This is a genomic window from Kitasatospora sp. NPDC092948, assembly GCF_044754805.1.
In the GTDB taxonomy this organism is placed as follows: domain Bacteria; phylum Actinomycetota; class Actinomycetes; order Streptomycetales; family Streptomycetaceae; genus Kitasatospora.
This window is the reverse complement of sequence record NZ_JBIVPU010000005.1, coordinates 175156-189733: the sequence shown is the minus strand read 5'-3', so window position 1 is coordinate 189733 and position 14578 is coordinate 175156. Positions and strand designations below refer to the sequence as shown.

Here is a 14578-nt window from a genome sequence, read left to right as displayed (position 1 = left end):
CGGAGAGGGGCGGCCACCGGGAACGCGCGGGTGTGGCGGTCAGAGTGCAGTGGTGGGACGGGTGCGCAGCAGCGCGCGCCCGGGGAGGGCGGTCGCGGCCAGACAGAGCAGGGTGGCCGTGGCACCGAGCGGAAGGGCGGAGGTGAGCGGGACATGCGGTGCGGCGGAAGTGAGCGCGCGGGTGATCGGGGTGAGCGTCGCCCAAGCGATCGCGGTCCCGGTCGCGAGGCCGATCGCGGCGATCAGCAGGGCCTCCCAGCGCAGCATCCATCGGACCTGACGGCGAGTGGTGCCGGCGAGTCGCAGCAGGGCGATCTCGCGGCGCCGGTCCAGCACGGTCATCACCAGGGTGTTGACGGCGGTCAGCGCTGCGAAGCCGGCCAACACACCCGCCATCACGTTGTTCGCCCAGCCGTTCAACTTCCGATCCTGATCGGCCTGTGCCGCGTACTCCTGACGGCCTGTCACCGACAGGCCCGCCGGGGAAAGTGCCGACAGAGCCTTCGCGGTGGCGGTCCTGTCCGCGCCCGGGTTCTCGGCGACCAACAGCCTGGTCGGGTACGGCGAATCGGTGTGCGCGGCGACAGCGGCCTTCGGCAGCAGGGCCTGCCCGAGGCCGAGCCCACGGCGGTAGATCGCGACCACCGTCGGCTCGACCCGGGTGCCGTCGCCGAGCCACAAGGCCGCCCGCTGACCGACCTTCACATGCAAGCTCTCGGCCAGCAGGCCATCCAGGGCGATCGTGTCGGCGGAACGGGACAGGTCGGCCGGCGAACCGGACGTCACACCCAGGTCCAACACCTTCGCCAGTGCGGCCGGATCGCCGTCCACCGCCTCTGCGGGGGCGGTGCCGAGAGCGCCGGCCGACGAGTACACCAGGCCGGTGGGCAGCAGACCGATCGCGGTGTCCACCCCCGGCAGTCCGGCAGCGCGTTGCACGATGTCCGCAGGCAGTCCCGGCCCGGCCCCGGCGGTGACCACCCGGTCCGCCTTCAGGCCCTCGCGGACCTGCACGGAGGCAGCGTGCTCGAGGCTGGCCTGTAGGAACACCAGCGTTCCGCAGAACGCGGTGACCATCACGATCGGGACGGTCGCCGAGGCCAGCCGGCGCGAGGCGGCCCGGGCATGGTCGGCGGCCAGCGAGGCCGACGCCCCGGCGGCGCGCAGCAGCACACCCACCAGAGCGGTCGCGCCGCGCACCAGCCACGGGCCGAGCAGCCCGACTGCGACCAGGAAGGACATCACCACACCCAGGGCCAGGTTCGCGGCCGTGGCACCCGCCAGGTTGGCCGCGGCCACCGCCAGTGCGATCGCGCCGGCGGCGAACAGCACACCGACCACCGCTCGCACCACGCCCGGCATGCCGGGCCCAGCGGCAGCCTCGCCGAGCGCCTGGGTCGGCCGCAGCCGGGCGCTGCGCCGGGCAGCGACCAGACCGGCCACCAACGCTGTCACCGTGCACGCGGCGACCGGGACGAGCAGCGGCAGCGGGCCGACATCGAGCGACACCCCGGCAGGCACCGCACCACGGGTGACCAGCTCGCCGAACCACCAATGGGCCAGCGCCAACCCGGGCAGCACGCCGATCGCAGCGGCAACCGGAGCGATCAACGCTGCCTCCGCGGCGATCGAACGGCGGATCTGACGGGGCGTCGCCCCGATGGTCCGCAGCAGTGCGAACTCGCGGGCCCGCTGACCGGTGGCCAGCGCGATGGTGCTCGCCAGCACGAACACCGCGACCATCGTGGCCGTCCCGCCGAACGACCCGCCGATCCCGGCCAGGACATCCTTTGCCCCGAGGAGCGCCGGCTGCTCCACCGCGCCGCGCTGCTGGCCGGTCGCCACCTGCGCCTGCTGGTCCGGTTCCTTCTCATTCAGCGCCCGGCGCAGGGCGCCGGCCAGTGTGCTCGGTTCGGTGCCGGGCGAGGGTTGGACGGCGAGGGCATCGATCCGGCCCGGGCGGCCGGAGATCCGGTCGGCGGTGCCGTCCGAGAACCAGACGGTAGCCCGGCCCGGCTGGGCCTCGGCCAGGCCGGAGATCCGGTAGGAGGCGGTACCGGTGGGAGTGTCGACGGTGAGGTCCGCGCCGGGGGCGAGGTGGGCGGCGCCTGCGCTGGTGGTGTCGAGCACCAGCTCGTTGTCGGCCGGGGCACGGCCTTCGACGAGCCGCTCGCCCGGGGCGATACCGAGCGCGGACCAGCCACGCCCGGTGAGCGTCGGCAGGCCGGAGCGGCCGGCCGACACCGGGAACGCCGAGTCGGGTCGCACCTGCCCGACACCCGGGACGGCAGCCACGACAGCCGTCAACGAAGCGTCCAGCCGGGCCCGTTCGGGGAGATTCTGGGAGATCGTGTCCGGCTCCTTGCCGTGAACGACCGTCACTTTCACCTGCTGGTCGGCGGAGATCACGATCAGCGCATCCGCGTACCGGTCGGGCTTGACGGTCGCGGTCAGCCCGGTCTGCAGCAGCACGCCGCACGCGGTCACGATCGCCGAGGCGAACAGCAACGCCAGGAAGGTGCCTGCGAACGATGCGGGCCGGAAGCGCACGGCGGCGCGGGCCAGTCCGTTGGTCATGCGGTCGACCTCGGGGAACGGGGGTGGGAGCGGGAACGGCTGCGGGTGGCAGTCTGCCGGGAAGGTGCGGAGGCGCGGGTCGAGACGTCGGCCATGCGGTCAACTCCGAGCGTGGGAAGGGGCGGTGGAGGCAGCTACGGGAGAGCGGGCGGGCAGGGTGGCGAGCGCGAGCATCCGATCGGAGACCGCGTGCGGGTCGGGGTGGTGGAGTTCGCCCGCGAGGAGGCCGCCGGCCAGGAAGACCGCCCGGTCGGCGAAGGACGCTGCCACCGGGTCGTGCGTGACCATCACCACCGTTGCGCCCAGGTTGTCCACCGCACCGCGCAGCATCCCGAGGACTTCGTGCGCACTGCCAGTGTCGAGAGCGCCGGTCGGCTCGTCGGCGAAGACCACGTCGGGCCGGGTGATCAGCGCCCGGGCCAGCGCGACCCGCTGTTGCTGTCCGCCGGAGAGCTGGCCGGGCCGACGGGAGGCGTGCTCGGCCAGGCCCACTCGGGCGAGCAATTCGTGGGCGCGGGCCTTGTCCGGCCGGCCGCCGGCCAAACGCTGCGGGAGCAGAACGTTCTGAAGGACCGTCAACGACGGAAGCAGGTTGAACGCCTGGAAGACGAAGCCGATTCGGCTGCGCCGGAGCTTGGTCAACGCGTCCTCCCCGAGCGAGCTGATCACTTGCCCGGCCAGCAGTACCTGCCCCGCGTCGGGCCGGTCGAGGCCGGCGGCGCACTGCAGGAAGGTGCTCTTGCCGGATCCGGACGGGCCCATCACGGCAGTGAAAGTGCCCGCGGCGAGTGCCAGGTCGACCCCGCCGAGGGCGTGCACCGCACCCGTCCCGCGACCGTAGCTCCGGCGCACCCCACGCAGTTCGACCGCCGGTGTTTCGAGGGCGGGCCGGCCGTCCGGCGGCACCCCGGAGGCGGACATCCCGGACGCGGGCAGCCCGACGATCGGCCCAGCGATCGTCCCAGTGGCCGGCGCGGCGGAGCTCGGCCAGGACGGCCCGGGCGCGGCGACAGCGGCGGAGGAGGCGGACTGGGCAGGCCTGCCGGACTGGGAACGGCGCAGGCGGGGCGACATGGCGAAGCCTTCCTCGGAGGTGACGCCCCGGTGGTCCTCGCTTCCGGAGCATCGCCAACGCTAGGAAAACTGCAGGTCACCAGCCATACAGTGGACTGGAGGGTTCGGGGTGGGGTTATCCCTACCGCCGGCCGGTGGTCAACCCCTTGTGGAGCGGAGAGGCTTGAGAGGGTGATTCGTGATAGTTTGACCGATTCTGCCGTCACCTGATGGTGTGGGGGAGGGGCGGAGTCCGCCCGTCCGGGGGTGGTGCTCTGTTGAGGTGGTGGCGTGAGTGAATCCAAGCCCTGCCCGAGCGACTTGACGGACGTGCAGTGGTCGTTTGTCGAGTCGGTGCTGACTGCGTGGAGGGGCCGGCGCCGGTCGGTGAGCGGCCATCAGGGCGTCTATTCGATGCGGGAGATCGTGAACGCGATCCTCCACCGGGGCCGGACCGGCTGCCGGTGGGCCTGCCTCCCGCACGGCCTGTCGCCGAGGAGTGCGACGTACTACTGGTTCGCAGTGCGGCGGGACGACGGGACCGGCCGGGTCGTCCATGAACTCCTGTGCTGCCAGGTCCGTGAGCGGGTCCGCCGATCAGAGGATCCGGCCCTGGTGGTGCCGGACACGCTGGGTGTCCACGCGGCCGCCGGGGTGCCCGCCTCCACGGCCGGCCGGGGCCCGGTGAAACGAGTGCCGGGCCGCAGGCGGGCCCTGGCCGTGGACGTCCTCGGACCGGTCGTCGCCGTCATTGTCCGGGCCGCGAACACGCACGGCAGTGCCGCGGACGCCGCCCTGCTGGACCACGTCGTGGAGGACACCGGCGGCAGCGTCCGTAAGGCCCCGGTCGGCCAAGGCTTCAAGGAGCAGGTCGCCGCGCACGGCGGCCTTGTGGGCATCGACGTCGAGAACGTCGAACGCAACCCGCACCGGGCGGGGTTCGTCCCGCAGCCGAAACGCCGGAGGGCCGACCAGACCTGCGGGATCCTGCTACCGCACCGGCGTCCGGTCCGCGACTGCGAGCACCGCCCGGCCTCCGCCGCCTCCCGCGCCCACCGGGCGACGACCCAGGTCATGGCCCGCCGTCTCACCGGCGCGAACACATCCGCCCGGCGCGACCCGAAAGTGGTGACGGCGTGAACATCCAGCCACTCCTCGACGCACTCGACCTCCAGGAGAAGGCCGCCCACTACGTGGCCGACGACCTCCGCGTGCAGATCGAGGAACTGCACGGCCGACTCCGGGAGACGCAGACTCTGCTCGAACACCTCGCGATCACCCGCAAGACCGTCATCGCTCTCGCCGACCGCCTCCCGACCCACCCCTCCCCGCCCAACCTGCCGGACCACCCGGACCACCCGCGCATCCTCGCCGTTCTCAACGACGCCACCAACCCCCTTCGGGCCCGCGACGTCCGCGAAGCCCTCGACCACGAACCCCCGCCGAAGAACATCGAAGGCACCCGAGCCAAACTGAAACGCCTCCCCAAGCTCGACATCCTCACCGAGATCGACACCGGCACCTTCACCACGGAGCAGTAGCCAACCGCATGCCCGCCACCGGCGTCCCGCTCCAACCTCACCCCGAACCGGACATCGACTGGTGAACCGCTGTCCCGAGGGCTCGTGGGCCAGGTTTTGCAGCGCGAGCACCGAGTGCCGAGTGTCGAGTCCAGGCCCAGGTCATGCGGCCTGGGCCTGGGCGTGGGCGGCGGGTCAGACGGGCTTGGATGCGTGTACTGGGATCTGGTTGGTGGCCGACAGCACCTCGCCCTGTGGCTGTGTTCCGGTGGTGCGTCGCAGTTCGGCGACCTTCGGGTCGGAGACCGAGACGGTGAGGGTGTAGGGCGCGGGGCCGGTGATGGTGTTGCGGCCGTCGGTGCGGAGCATCAGTCCGGCGGCGAGGGTCTGTGCGTCGATGCCGGGGCAGAGTGCTGCCATCGGGAGTACGACATGGGCGACTGTGCCGTAGGAGGAGATCAGCCAGTTCTGGCCGTCGGCGGCGCGCGATGCGTCCTCGACTGTTGCGGGGAGTCCGTATGCGCCGGCCACCAGGCCGTCCGGGCCTTCGATTTCCACGGCCACGCCGTCGGTGCCGAGTGGTGCGGACAGTGTCATCGGCGTTTCGGAGCCCGAGCTGAGGCGGAGGTCGAAGGCAAATTCGCCGGGCTGGTCGGTGCCGAGGCGCTGGTAGCCGTAAGTGGCCAGTAGCAGTGCCGGTCCTGACGAGCCGTCGACGCTGAGCGAGGCGGGTGCGGTCGGGAAACGGTGGTAGCCGTGCGTTCCGCATCGGCTGCCGGGGAACACGCCGCCGCCGGGCAGCGCACGGTCCGTGGAAGGTGAGGGGCTGCCGGGGTCGCCTGCGGGGCGGGTCAGTTGCGGAGTGTGGGCGCGCTGCGGTTCGAACAGGATCCCGCCGACCACCAGCAGGACGATCAGCAGGCCGAGGACGGCCGTCCACTGTTCGCCCCGGCTGAGCGCGCCAAACCGGCGCAGGTGTCCCAAGCGGCCGGTGCGGTAAGGGAGTTGGTCCCGATCGGTGCTCCGGACGCGGTGGCGGAGGGGGAGGTGGAGCCGGCGGCGGGCCCGGCCGCTGCGGCGGGGCGGGACCGATCCGGGTGACCAGCGGCGGCCGCCCGGGTCGACGGGCGGATCGTGGCGCCAGCGTTCGGCCAGCATCCGGGCCCGCGCGGACGGTTCGCTCACGGTGGCAGAGCGGACGAAATCCTCGTCCAGGACCAGACCTTCGAAGGGGTCCGGCGGCTCGATGGCATCGGGCGGGCGATGGTCGGACATTGCGCCAGTATGCCTGCCGCAGACGACATTGCGGGGCTATGTTTTCGATCACGGTCGCTGCTGTCCCCGGGAGAGCCCCGGGCCGCCGCACGTCCAGGAGGAATCCCGCCATGCCGCAGATTTTGATCGACCACTCGCCGGACATCGACTTCGACGCGACGGCGTTCGCCAAGGAGGTCCACCAGCTGATCCCCGAGGTGATCGACACGGCCACCGCCGACTGCAAGACACTGGTGCGGCCGGCGGTGGCGCACCTGGTCGGTGACGGTTCGTCGGGCGAGGCGGTCGTTCTCGTCGAGATCAAGATCTTGGCGGGGCGCAGCGTCGAGGCCCGCACCGAGCTGTCCGTGCGGGTCACCGATCTGCTGCGCTCGCACATTCGGGTGCCGGCCGCGTTCTGCGTCGAGGTGAGCGAGTTGGACCGGGAGACCTACGTGTTCGTGCACCACGCCGGGCACTGAGGTCGGCAGGGAGAGGGGAGGGAGGGGAAGGGCGGAGGGGAGAAGAGCAGGGTAGGGCAGGACAGGGTGGGTCAGGACAGGGTCGATGTGAAGTCGAGCGACAAGGCCTGCGTTGTGCTGCTCTGCGCATCGCATCATTGTTGACGATCGGCCGGGCGGCGTTGTGAGAGGTCGCCCGGATCGAAGAGGCCTGCCGGATCGCTCAGGTGCTCACCGGCACCGAGACTTACGGCGGCGGGATGCATCGACAACTATCTCTGGATCCTCGGGCACGCGGTCTGATGGTCGGTCAGTAGGGCGGTGGCGGGGGCCGTGATCTGCGGTGGGTGCAGCAACTCCGAACCAGGTCAGGCCCGTTCGGGATGGATGGGCGGTCGAACTGGACCAGGGCGGCGGGGGAGTGCAGCACACTCGCCGGTGGGCCGGTGGGCCGGTGGGCCGGTGGGCCGGTGGGCCGGTGGGCCGGTGGGTGAGGGCAGGCCGGCGGCCGCCGGCAGCAGTCGGGAGGCTTCCGGCGAGCGGGATGCCACGCCGCACCGGCCGTGCCGGTCCACCGGGTGGGGCCGCACGGTGGTGTCCGGGGACGTTCCGAGGTGCGGGAGGCCCGGCGTCCGGGACAAGCCCGTCCGGTGCATCCGGAACGCGACGAGGCTGATGTAGGTGAGCCCGTTGTACGTGTCCAGCGCGGTCCCGGGCGGCAGCGGCGGCGTCACATCCGCAGGGACTGCGGCCCGGTGAAGGAACGGCAGGGTCCAGCCAGGACTGGGTGAGCGGCGTGTTCGGCTCGGCGGGGACCGGCGACATCGCACCAGCGTTCCACCGTCGCGTCCGCCGGACCGGACCCACCCTGGTCGGGGTGGGGACGGTCAACACTTCGACGGCCGCCGCTGTTGCCGGACGGCGGTGCCGCACGCCGGGGGTCAGTGCCGGCGGCGGGTCCGGGCGAGGTGGAGCAGTGCGGTGCCGGTGGTGGTGGCCAGTGCGGCGACGGTGATCAGGGGGCCGGTCGTGGAGGTGCCGGTGTCGGGGAGGGCGGGAGCTGTCGGGTGGTCCGACGGTTCCGTGGCGGTGGGGGTCTCGCCGGTGGGGCCGGGCTCGGGGGCGGTGGGACTCGGGCTCGGTGACGGGCTCGGGCCGGGGCCGCAGGGCAGCCACTGGAGCTGGACTTCGCCGTTGCCGCTGCGTGCGCCCGTGGTGAACCGGGATCCGGCGGGGCCGAGGCTGGAGCCGCCTCCGCCGCCCCCGCCGTCGAGGGTGCTGCCGGTGGAGGATCCGCCCGCGCCGCCGCCGTGGGCGCCGCCGCCACCGCCGCCGCCGGTGCCCATGTGGGGATCGCCGACGTCGAGCGCGCCGTCGCCGCCGATCATGCCGTTCGCGGCGCCGCCTGCCACGCCCGGCTGGTCACCGGGGATCGTCGGGGTCCCACCGTCACCGCCGCTGCCGCCGTCGCCGCCCGCTGCGCCACCGTGACCGGCCCCCGGGGTGGCGGGTGTCTGGCCGGGCTCGCCGCTCTGGCCGCCGTCGCCGCCCCGGCCGGTGCCGTTGTCGGAGAAGCTGCCGGCTCCGCCGCCTCCGCCGCCCGCGACGATGACCGTGGTGCCGTCGAGGGCGACGGTTGTTGCCCCGCCCCCGCCGGCCGCGGTGGCGCCGTTGCCGGGCATCGGGTCGTTGTTGTAGGCGCCGCCCTGGCCGCCGCCACCGTACCCGCCGTGCGGCGGGCTGCCGTCGGTGAGACTGCCGCCGCTCCCGGCTCCGGCCACGTTCGCGGTCAGCAGCTGGCCGCCGTGGACGTCCAGCGTCGCGTGGACCTCGGCGCCCAGGCCGCCGGGTGACCCGTAGACCGCTGCGCCGCCGGCCCCGCCGAAAGCGGTCACGTCCACCTGGCACACGTCGTCGGGCACCGTGACGGACTGGGGGTTGCCCGTGAAGACGAGGTCCAGCGTTTCGCCGGCGGCATTCGCCGTCAGCGGCAGGGGCCGGGCGGTGGAGGCGGCCGGAACGGCCAGGGTCAGACCGGAGCTCAGGGCGACGGCGCACGCTGCGCGAACCGCGGGGTGTGGGCGTCTCATACCTGCACACTATGGTCACGAAGGGCGGTTGTAACGCTACTGTGAGTGATGATTTCGCGTGTCTCGGGAGCTTCGTCGGGGAGTGGCGTCACCTGGCCCGCCTGCCGGGCTGGGACGCGGTCCGGCAGGTCCCGGGGAGCGGGAAGTCATCGCGTGACGGGATCGGTGAGGGGTGCCGCGACGGGCCGGTGGTGGAACGGTTCGGGCGGTCGTGAACAGGTTCCCGGCGGCCGCGTTGCTGTGGAGCCGCGCCGGTGTGGATGGCGAGGCCGAGGCGTGTGCCTCGGTCCGGACGTCCTGGCGGGCGGCGACGGTCGCTGAGCTCTGAAGGGCGTTCAGGGCGTGTTCGATGTCGTCCCCGTGCGCGCTGGGGTGGCAGTCGTGGAAGCGGGAGTGCCGGTCGGCGGCCGGTTCTCGTTCGGTCGGGGCGTTGCCGAGTGCGACCGGGAGGCGCCCGGATTGCACGCGAGGGCGGTGCGGGCGGCGGTCGAGGTCGACGGTCGAGGTCGGCGGTCTCGTCCATCGTGGTTCCGGGTGGCCGGTGCCGCGCCGATTGCGGGAGTGGGCGGCGGTGCTCCTGTTTCATGCCCGCCGCACAGCCCTCGGGGTCGGGGTCGGGCCGGCCGAGATGCCGAGCCGGGTCCGGGTCCGGGTCCGGGTCCGGGTCGAGTGTTCGCGACGCTCCGCTCGGGAGGCGGGGGCGGTCCCTGCCGGCAGGGGCGGCGGCAGGCCGGCCGGGCGTCCAGGCCCTGGTGGAGCCGATGGGTAAGTAGTCGACATATGGCGACAGTGGACCTATCATCGGCGCATGACTGACCGTCAACTTCGCGAACCGACAAGGCTCGTGCTCACCGCGCTGGCCGATGCCCCCAAGCACGGGTACGCGATCATCCAGGAAGTGCTGGCCATCTCCGGCGGCCGCACCCGGCTCAGCACCGGGACCCTCTACACGGCGCTCGACCGGCTGCTCCAGCAAGGTCTGGTCGGGATCGAGAGCGAGGAGGTGGTCGGCGGACGGCTGCGCCGCACCTACTCGCTCACGGGGCAGGGTCAGCAGTTGCTGGCCGAGGAGACCGACCGGCTCCGCCTGGCCGTCGCCGAGGCCGACCGTCGACTCGCCATCGCGCGCCTGCGTCCGAACGGAGCCACCGCATGACCGCCCACGAAGTGCCGCGCACCGGCCGCCTGCTGATGAGCCTCTACCCGGCCCGCTACCGGGCCGCTCACGGCGAGGACATAGCCACCGTGTTCAGCGAGACCATCGAGGGGCTGAGCCGTCGCGCGATGCTCCGCGAGCGTTTCGACCTCGCCACGCACGCGCTGCGGCTGAGGTTCCGCATCGGCCCCACCGACCCGGCCGGGCGGGTACTCGCGGGCGCGGCGCCGGTCGCCCTCGCCATTGCCGCCGGCTGCTGCCTGTACTTCCTGCTGCCGCAGCTGCACGAGACGGTCCACCGGATCCGGTACCCGTTCCCCAACCTCGGCCTCGGCTCCGCCCTGCTGGCCGCGGCCCTGCTGCTGGCCGGGAACCTGCCGTGGATCCTCGCCCTCGCGTTCGCCGTCGCGGGCCGGTGGCGGCTCGCCCGGGCCACCGGCGCGCTCGCCGCGCTGATCGGCATCGGCGTCCAGTGCTGGGACCCGCTGTACGCGCTGTGGCAGGTCGGCCAGTTGGTGGGCCTGGCGGTGGTCGGCGTGCTGGTCCTGCTCGCGCCGTCCGGCCTGGTGGACGTCACGCGGAAGGGGCGGTGGGAGATCGCGGGCCTCGCGCTGGGCGTCGGGCTGCCGGTGATCGTGGTGAGCCAGTTCGACCTGCTGTCCGTCGTCGGGGTGAAGACGTCGGCCGCCGGCCTGCTGCCGATCTGGCTGTGCGCGGTGACGGCCGTGGTGCTGATGCTGCGTCTGTCCGGCCGACGGCCGGACGGGCTTCGGGCGGTCGGAGTCGTGTGCGCCACCCTGCCCTGGTTGCTGCACGTCGCGTTCGCGGCGGCTGACAGCTCCGAGAAGCAGTACCTGGTGGTCTGGTTCGCAGGACTGTGCCTCGCCCCGCTCGTCGGTGCGGCTGCCGTGGCGGGAACGGTTCACCTCGTCCGCCGGCCCCGCGCGGCAGAGCCGTCCAACCCGGTCTGACCTGCTCCGACGCCCCGACTGTCCGGCCCTCGGTGCTCAGTGGGCCGGACAGTCGGGGCGTCGGGACGTTCGGTCCGGCGTCAGCGGCCGGCGGCCCGCCTTCTGCGGCTCTCGCCGTGGAGCGCGGGTCTCGCCGGGTCGGGACGCGGTGGAGTCACCGCGGACTCGGCTCGCGTTCCGCCGGCCGGGGCGGCTGTTCGGCGCCGCGGGCCAGCCAGAGGAAGAGCGGCGGCAGGGCCAGTTCGCTGACGGTCAGCGCCACCTGGAACCAGTGCGGCCAGCCGTGCACGGCGAGCGAGAGGAGCCGTCCGAGGGCGCCCAGCAGCAGGATGCCGGCCAGTCCGCGTACGGCAGTTGGGCGGATCGGCGTCTGTCGGGCCGCGTGGAGCCAGGCGAAGCCGTAGCCGGCGAAGATCGCGCCGAAGAACCGGCCGAGGCTGTCCATCGTGGCGTCGGCCGAACTCTCGCCCGGGATCGCGGCGTTGCCGAGCAATACGTGGAACAGTCCGATCGCCACGCAGGCGCAGCCCATGGCCAGCATGAGCCAGCGCAGTGCCTTGGTCTTGGTCATGACGGTGCCACCCCCTGTCAGTAGGCATGAGTAGGCATGAGTGGGCATGAGTAGGCGTCAAGCAGCTGCCGGCGGGCCTAAGTAGACGTGTGTCAACCGGCGGAGTCAGGCTACGCGCCGCTAGTAGACGCGTGTCAAGTAGCATGGCGGGGTGCCTCCCCGTCAACGTCTCAGCCCCGCCGACCGCCGCGCCCAACTTCTCGCCGTCGCGGCCCAGTTCTTTGCCGCGCAGGCGTACGACGAGGTGCTCATGGAGGACGTCGCCGAGCGTGCGGGCGTCTCCCGGGCGCTGCTCTACCGGCACTTCCCGAGCAAGCGCGACCTGTTCGCGGCCCTGTACCAGCAGGTCGCCGACCAGCTGCTCGCCAAGGCCCGGTTCGATCCCGCCGATTCCCTGGTCAAGCAGCTCGCCGAGGGGCTGGACGCGCACATCGAGTACTTCGCCGAGAACCGCAACACGGTGCTGGCGGCGAACCGGGTGCTGGCCGGCGACCGGGTGGTCCGGACGATCATGGACGAGGAGCTCGACGCCCTGCGGGAGCGGCTGCTCGGTGCGCTGCCGCCCACCGGCGGCCGGACCAGGGAGGCCGTGTCGGGCGCGCTGAAGAGCTGGCTGGTGTTCGTTCAAGTCCTGTGCGTGGACTGGCTGATCAAGCCGAACTGCACCCGCGCCGAGCTGCGCGACGTCTGCATCGGCGCGGTCCTGGGCGCGATCCGTCCGCTGCTCGACGAGGACCCCGCCCCGGACTGGCCGCGCTGATCGTGCGCCGGGCCGAGCATGCGCCGGGCCGAGCACGCGCCGTAGAACGGGCCCGGGGCGTTGCGCCAGGTGCGGTCCGCCCAGCGCCCGCCGCAGTGCTCGCGGTCCGGGTCGTCCATCGGTCGGGCTCCGTTCCTCGGTAGGGCTCCGTCCGTCGGTCGGGCTCCGCTCTTCGGTCCCGGCGGGGAGTGCAGGGAAACCGGCCACCGTGTCAAAAGGGCGGCTACGCGTACTTCAGGAGGAGCTCCAGCATCTGCGGGTCCTGGTGGGTGAAGCCCAACCCGGGCTGGCGGCGGTCGAGTTGGGCGATGGCGGCCATGTCGTCGGCGGTGAGGTGGAAGTCGAACACGGCGAGGTTCTGGCGCAGCCGTGCGGGGTCGGTGCTCTTGGCCACCAGCGGGATGCCGCGCTGGAGCAGCCAGCGCAGCACGATCTGTGGGATCGACCGGCCGTGGGCGGCGGCGATGTGCCGGAGGACGGGGTGGGAGTACAGGTCGGGGTTGCCCTGGGCGAGCGGGCCCCAGGCCTGCAGGACGGTGCCGTGGCGGTCCTGGAGCGCCTTGGCCTCGACCTGCTGGTGGAACGGGTGGGCCTCGCGCTGGTTGACGGCGGGCACCACGCGGTGATGGGTGATCAGGTCGAGGTAGCGGTCGGAGTAGAGGTTGGAGACGCCGATGGCCCGTACGCGGCCCTCGTCGAGGAGTTCCTCCATCGCCCGCCAGGCGCCGTAGTAGTCGTTGAACGGCTGGTGCATCAGGTACAGGTCGAGGTAGTCCAGGCCCAGGTTGTCGAGCGAGACCTGGAACGCCCGCTTCGTCTTCTGGTAGCCGTAGTCCTTGAACCACAGCTTGGTGGTCACGAACACCTCCTCGCGCGGGATGCCGTGCGACCGTAGCGCCGCGCCCACCGCCTTCTCGTTGTAGTAGCGGGACGCGGTGTCGATCATCCGGTAGCCCGCGTCGAGGGCGGCGGGGACGGTCCGGGCGACCTCCTCGTCCGTCATCCGGAAGACGCCCAGGCCGATGCTGGGCAGCTGCACGCCGTTGTTCAGGGTGGTGAATTCCATCGGGTCTCCTCGGTCGGTGGTAGGGCCCAGACAACACCGGGCGGCCGCGGGGTGGGAGGCCGCGCCGTGAGGGGTACTGGCAGGGACCCCCACCAGCGACGGGGCCTGCCTAGGCTGGTGGGCATGGACAACCGGGAAGAAGCCGCCGCGTTCCTGCGCACCCGCCGCGACCGGATCACCCCCGAGCAGGCGGGGCTGCCGGTGTACGGCCTGCGGCGGGTGGCGGGGCTGCGCCGCGGCGAGGTCGCGATGCTCGCCGGGGTCAGCGTCGAGTACTACACCCGGCTGGAGCGCGGAAACCTCAAGGGCGTCTCCGACAGCGTCCTGGACGCCGTCGCCCGGGCGCTGCGCCTGGACGACACCGAACGCATGCACCTGTACGACCTGGCCCGCGCGGCCGGTGGCCCGGCAACCCGGGTGCGGGCCGGGCGAGGTGGCGGTACGTCGGTGGTGCGGCCGAGCGTACGGCGGATCATCGAGGGCATGCCGGACCTGCCGGCCTTCGTGACCAACGACCGGCTCGACACACTGGCCGCCAACCCGCTCGGCCGGGCCCTGTTCGCCCCGATGTTCGCCGACCCCACCGCTTCGCCGAACACCGCCCGGTTCGCCTTCCTCGACCCCGCCGCCCGCCGGTTCTACGCCGACTGGGACCGCGTCACGCGCAACGCGGTCGGCGTGCTCCGGGTCGCGGCCGGCAAGAACCCGTACGATCCGGAGCTGGTCCGGCTGATCGGCGAACTGTCCACCCGCAGCGAGGAGTTCCGCAGCCTGTGGGGCGCCCGCGACGTGCACGTCTTCCGGCAGGGCGTCAAGCGGTTCCGGCATCCGGTGGTCGGCGAGCTGGAACTCGACCACGAGAGCATGCGACTCCCGAGCGGCACGGGCGGCACGGGCGGCACGGGCGGGATGGGGGAAGCGGGCGGGACGGGCGGGGACGGGCTCAGCGTGGTCGTCTACAGCGCCGCGCCGGGCAGCGCCGCCGCCGACGCGCTCACCCTGCTCGCCAGCTGGTCGGCGACGGCCGGGCGGGGCCGGCAGGTTGACGCGCCGTCAGGGTGACGGGTGTCACAGCGGGCTACTGTCAGCAATCGGTGCG

Annotated in this window: 14 protein-coding genes; 7 read left to right on the top strand and 7 right to left on the bottom strand. The window is 72.7% G+C overall.

Annotated elements, in window-relative coordinates; all coding sequences use genetic code 11:
• Positions 1–39: 39 nt before the first annotated feature.
• Both ACIQF6_RS17855 and ACIQF6_RS17850 read right to left on the bottom strand, forming a co-directional pair.
• Positions 40–2577 carry an FtsX-like permease family protein gene (locus ACIQF6_RS17855; protein WP_400895801.1) on the bottom strand — a complete coding sequence of 846 codons (2538 nt, stop codon included), beginning with the start codon at positions 2575–2577 and terminating at the stop codon, positions 40–42.
• 99 nt (positions 2578–2676) lie between these two features.
• The gene (locus ACIQF6_RS17850) at positions 2677–3498 is read right to left on the bottom strand and encodes an ABC transporter ATP-binding protein (RefSeq protein ID WP_400896401.1); all 822 of its coding nucleotides are present in this window, start codon (positions 3496–3498) and stop codon (positions 2677–2679) included.
• 423 nt (positions 3499–3921) lie between these two features.
• Here ACIQF6_RS17850 and ACIQF6_RS17845 point away from each other — a divergent pair, with 423 nt between their 5' ends.
• On the top strand, positions 3922–4770 hold the full coding sequence (locus ACIQF6_RS17845; protein ID WP_400895799.1) for a transposase: 849 nt from the start codon (positions 3922–3924) through the stop codon (positions 4768–4770).
• Positions 4767–5171: a hypothetical protein gene (locus ACIQF6_RS17840; RefSeq protein WP_400895796.1), complete on the top strand. Its 405-nt coding sequence runs from the start codon at positions 4767–4769 to the stop codon at positions 5169–5171. The genes ACIQF6_RS17845 and ACIQF6_RS17840 overlap by 4 nt, the downstream gene beginning before the upstream one ends.
• A gap of 174 nt (positions 5172–5345) precedes the next feature.
• Here ACIQF6_RS17840 and ACIQF6_RS17835 read toward each other — a convergent pair whose 3' ends face one another.
• On the bottom strand, positions 5346–6425 hold the full coding sequence (locus ACIQF6_RS17835; protein WP_400895793.1) for a hypothetical protein: 1080 nt from the start codon (positions 6423–6425) through the stop codon (positions 5346–5348).
• Between the two features lie 110 nt (positions 6426–6535).
• On the opposite strand from ACIQF6_RS17835, the gene ACIQF6_RS17830 reads away from it, so the two are divergent.
• Positions 6536–6886: a 5-carboxymethyl-2-hydroxymuconate Delta-isomerase gene (locus ACIQF6_RS17830; protein ID WP_400895790.1), complete on the top strand. Its 351-nt coding sequence runs from the start codon at positions 6536–6538 to the stop codon at positions 6884–6886.
• A 347-nt stretch (positions 6887–7233) separates the two neighbouring features.
• Here ACIQF6_RS17830 and ACIQF6_RS17825 read toward each other — a convergent pair whose 3' ends face one another.
• A complete protein-coding gene (locus ACIQF6_RS17825; protein WP_400895787.1) occupies positions 7234–7695 on the bottom strand; it encodes a DUF2071 domain-containing protein in 462 nt (153 codons plus the stop codon).
• A gap of 111 nt (positions 7696–7806) precedes the next feature.
• Positions 7807–8955: a hypothetical protein gene (locus ACIQF6_RS17820; RefSeq protein WP_400895785.1), complete on the bottom strand. Its 1149-nt coding sequence runs from the start codon at positions 8953–8955 to the stop codon at positions 7807–7809.
• A gap of 808 nt (positions 8956–9763) precedes the next feature.
• Here ACIQF6_RS17820 and ACIQF6_RS17815 point away from each other — a divergent pair.
• The gene (locus ACIQF6_RS17815) at positions 9764–10111 is read left to right on the top strand and encodes a PadR family transcriptional regulator (protein WP_400895782.1); all 348 of its coding nucleotides are present in this window, start codon (positions 9764–9766) and stop codon (positions 10109–10111) included.
• Positions 10108–11082 carry a hypothetical protein gene (locus ACIQF6_RS17810; RefSeq protein WP_400895779.1) on the top strand — a complete coding sequence of 325 codons (975 nt, stop codon included), beginning with the start codon at positions 10108–10110 and terminating at the stop codon, positions 11080–11082. The genes ACIQF6_RS17815 and ACIQF6_RS17810 overlap by 4 nt, the downstream gene beginning before the upstream one ends.
• A gap of 154 nt (positions 11083–11236) precedes the next feature.
• On the opposite strand, the gene ACIQF6_RS17805 is transcribed toward ACIQF6_RS17810, so the two are convergent.
• Entirely contained in the window at positions 11237–11653 is a 417-nt protein-coding gene (locus tag ACIQF6_RS17805) for a DUF4345 domain-containing protein (protein WP_400895776.1), read from the bottom strand.
• 151 nt (positions 11654–11804) lie between these two features.
• On the opposite strand from ACIQF6_RS17805, the gene ACIQF6_RS17800 reads away from it, so the two are divergent.
• Positions 11805–12413 carry a TetR/AcrR family transcriptional regulator gene (locus tag ACIQF6_RS17800; RefSeq protein ID WP_400895773.1) on the top strand — a complete coding sequence of 203 codons (609 nt, stop codon included), beginning with the start codon at positions 11805–11807 and terminating at the stop codon, positions 12411–12413.
• A gap of 223 nt (positions 12414–12636) precedes the next feature.
• Here ACIQF6_RS17800 and ACIQF6_RS17795 read toward each other — a convergent pair whose 3' ends face one another.
• Positions 12637–13479, bottom strand: a complete 843-nt coding sequence (locus ACIQF6_RS17795; protein WP_400895770.1) for an aldo/keto reductase — start codon at positions 13477–13479, stop codon at positions 12637–12639.
• A 123-nt stretch (positions 13480–13602) separates the two neighbouring features.
• Here ACIQF6_RS17795 and ACIQF6_RS17790 point away from each other — a divergent pair, with 123 nt between their 5' ends.
• A complete protein-coding gene (locus tag ACIQF6_RS17790) occupies positions 13603–14541 on the top strand; it encodes a helix-turn-helix transcriptional regulator (RefSeq protein ID WP_400895766.1) in 939 nt (312 codons plus the stop codon).
• The last annotated feature ends 37 nt before the right edge of the window (positions 14542–14578 follow it).

Coding starts and splice junctions, on each gene's coding strand:
- ACIQF6_RS17855 (WP_400895801.1), bottom strand. CDS start 2,577: ATGACCAACGGACTGGCCCGCGCCGCCGTGCGCTTCCGGCCCGCATCG.
- ACIQF6_RS17850 (WP_400896401.1), bottom strand. CDS start 3,498: ATGTCCGCCTCCGGGGTGCCGCCGGACGGCCGGCCCGCCCTCGAAACA.
- ACIQF6_RS17835 (WP_400895793.1), bottom strand. CDS start 6,425: ATGTCCGACCATCGCCCGCCCGATGCCATCGAGCCGCCGGACCCCTTC.
- ACIQF6_RS17830 (WP_400895790.1), top strand. CDS start 6,536: ATGCCGCAGATTTTGATCGACCACTCGCCGGACATCGACTTCGACGCG.
- ACIQF6_RS17820 (WP_400895785.1), bottom strand. CDS start 8,955: ATGAGACGCCCACACCCCGCGGTTCGCGCAGCGTGCGCCGTCGCCCTG.
- ACIQF6_RS17815 (WP_400895782.1), top strand. CDS start 9,764: ATGACTGACCGTCAACTTCGCGAACCGACAAGGCTCGTGCTCACCGCG.
- ACIQF6_RS17810 (WP_400895779.1), top strand. CDS start 10,108: ATGACCGCCCACGAAGTGCCGCGCACCGGCCGCCTGCTGATGAGCCTC.
- ACIQF6_RS17805 (WP_400895776.1), bottom strand. CDS start 11,653: ATGACCAAGACCAAGGCACTGCGCTGGCTCATGCTGGCCATGGGCTGC.
- ACIQF6_RS17795 (WP_400895770.1), bottom strand. CDS start 13,479: ATGGAATTCACCACCCTGAACAACGGCGTGCAGCTGCCCAGCATCGGC.
- ACIQF6_RS17790 (WP_400895766.1), top strand. CDS start 13,603: ATGGACAACCGGGAAGAAGCCGCCGCGTTCCTGCGCACCCGCCGCGAC.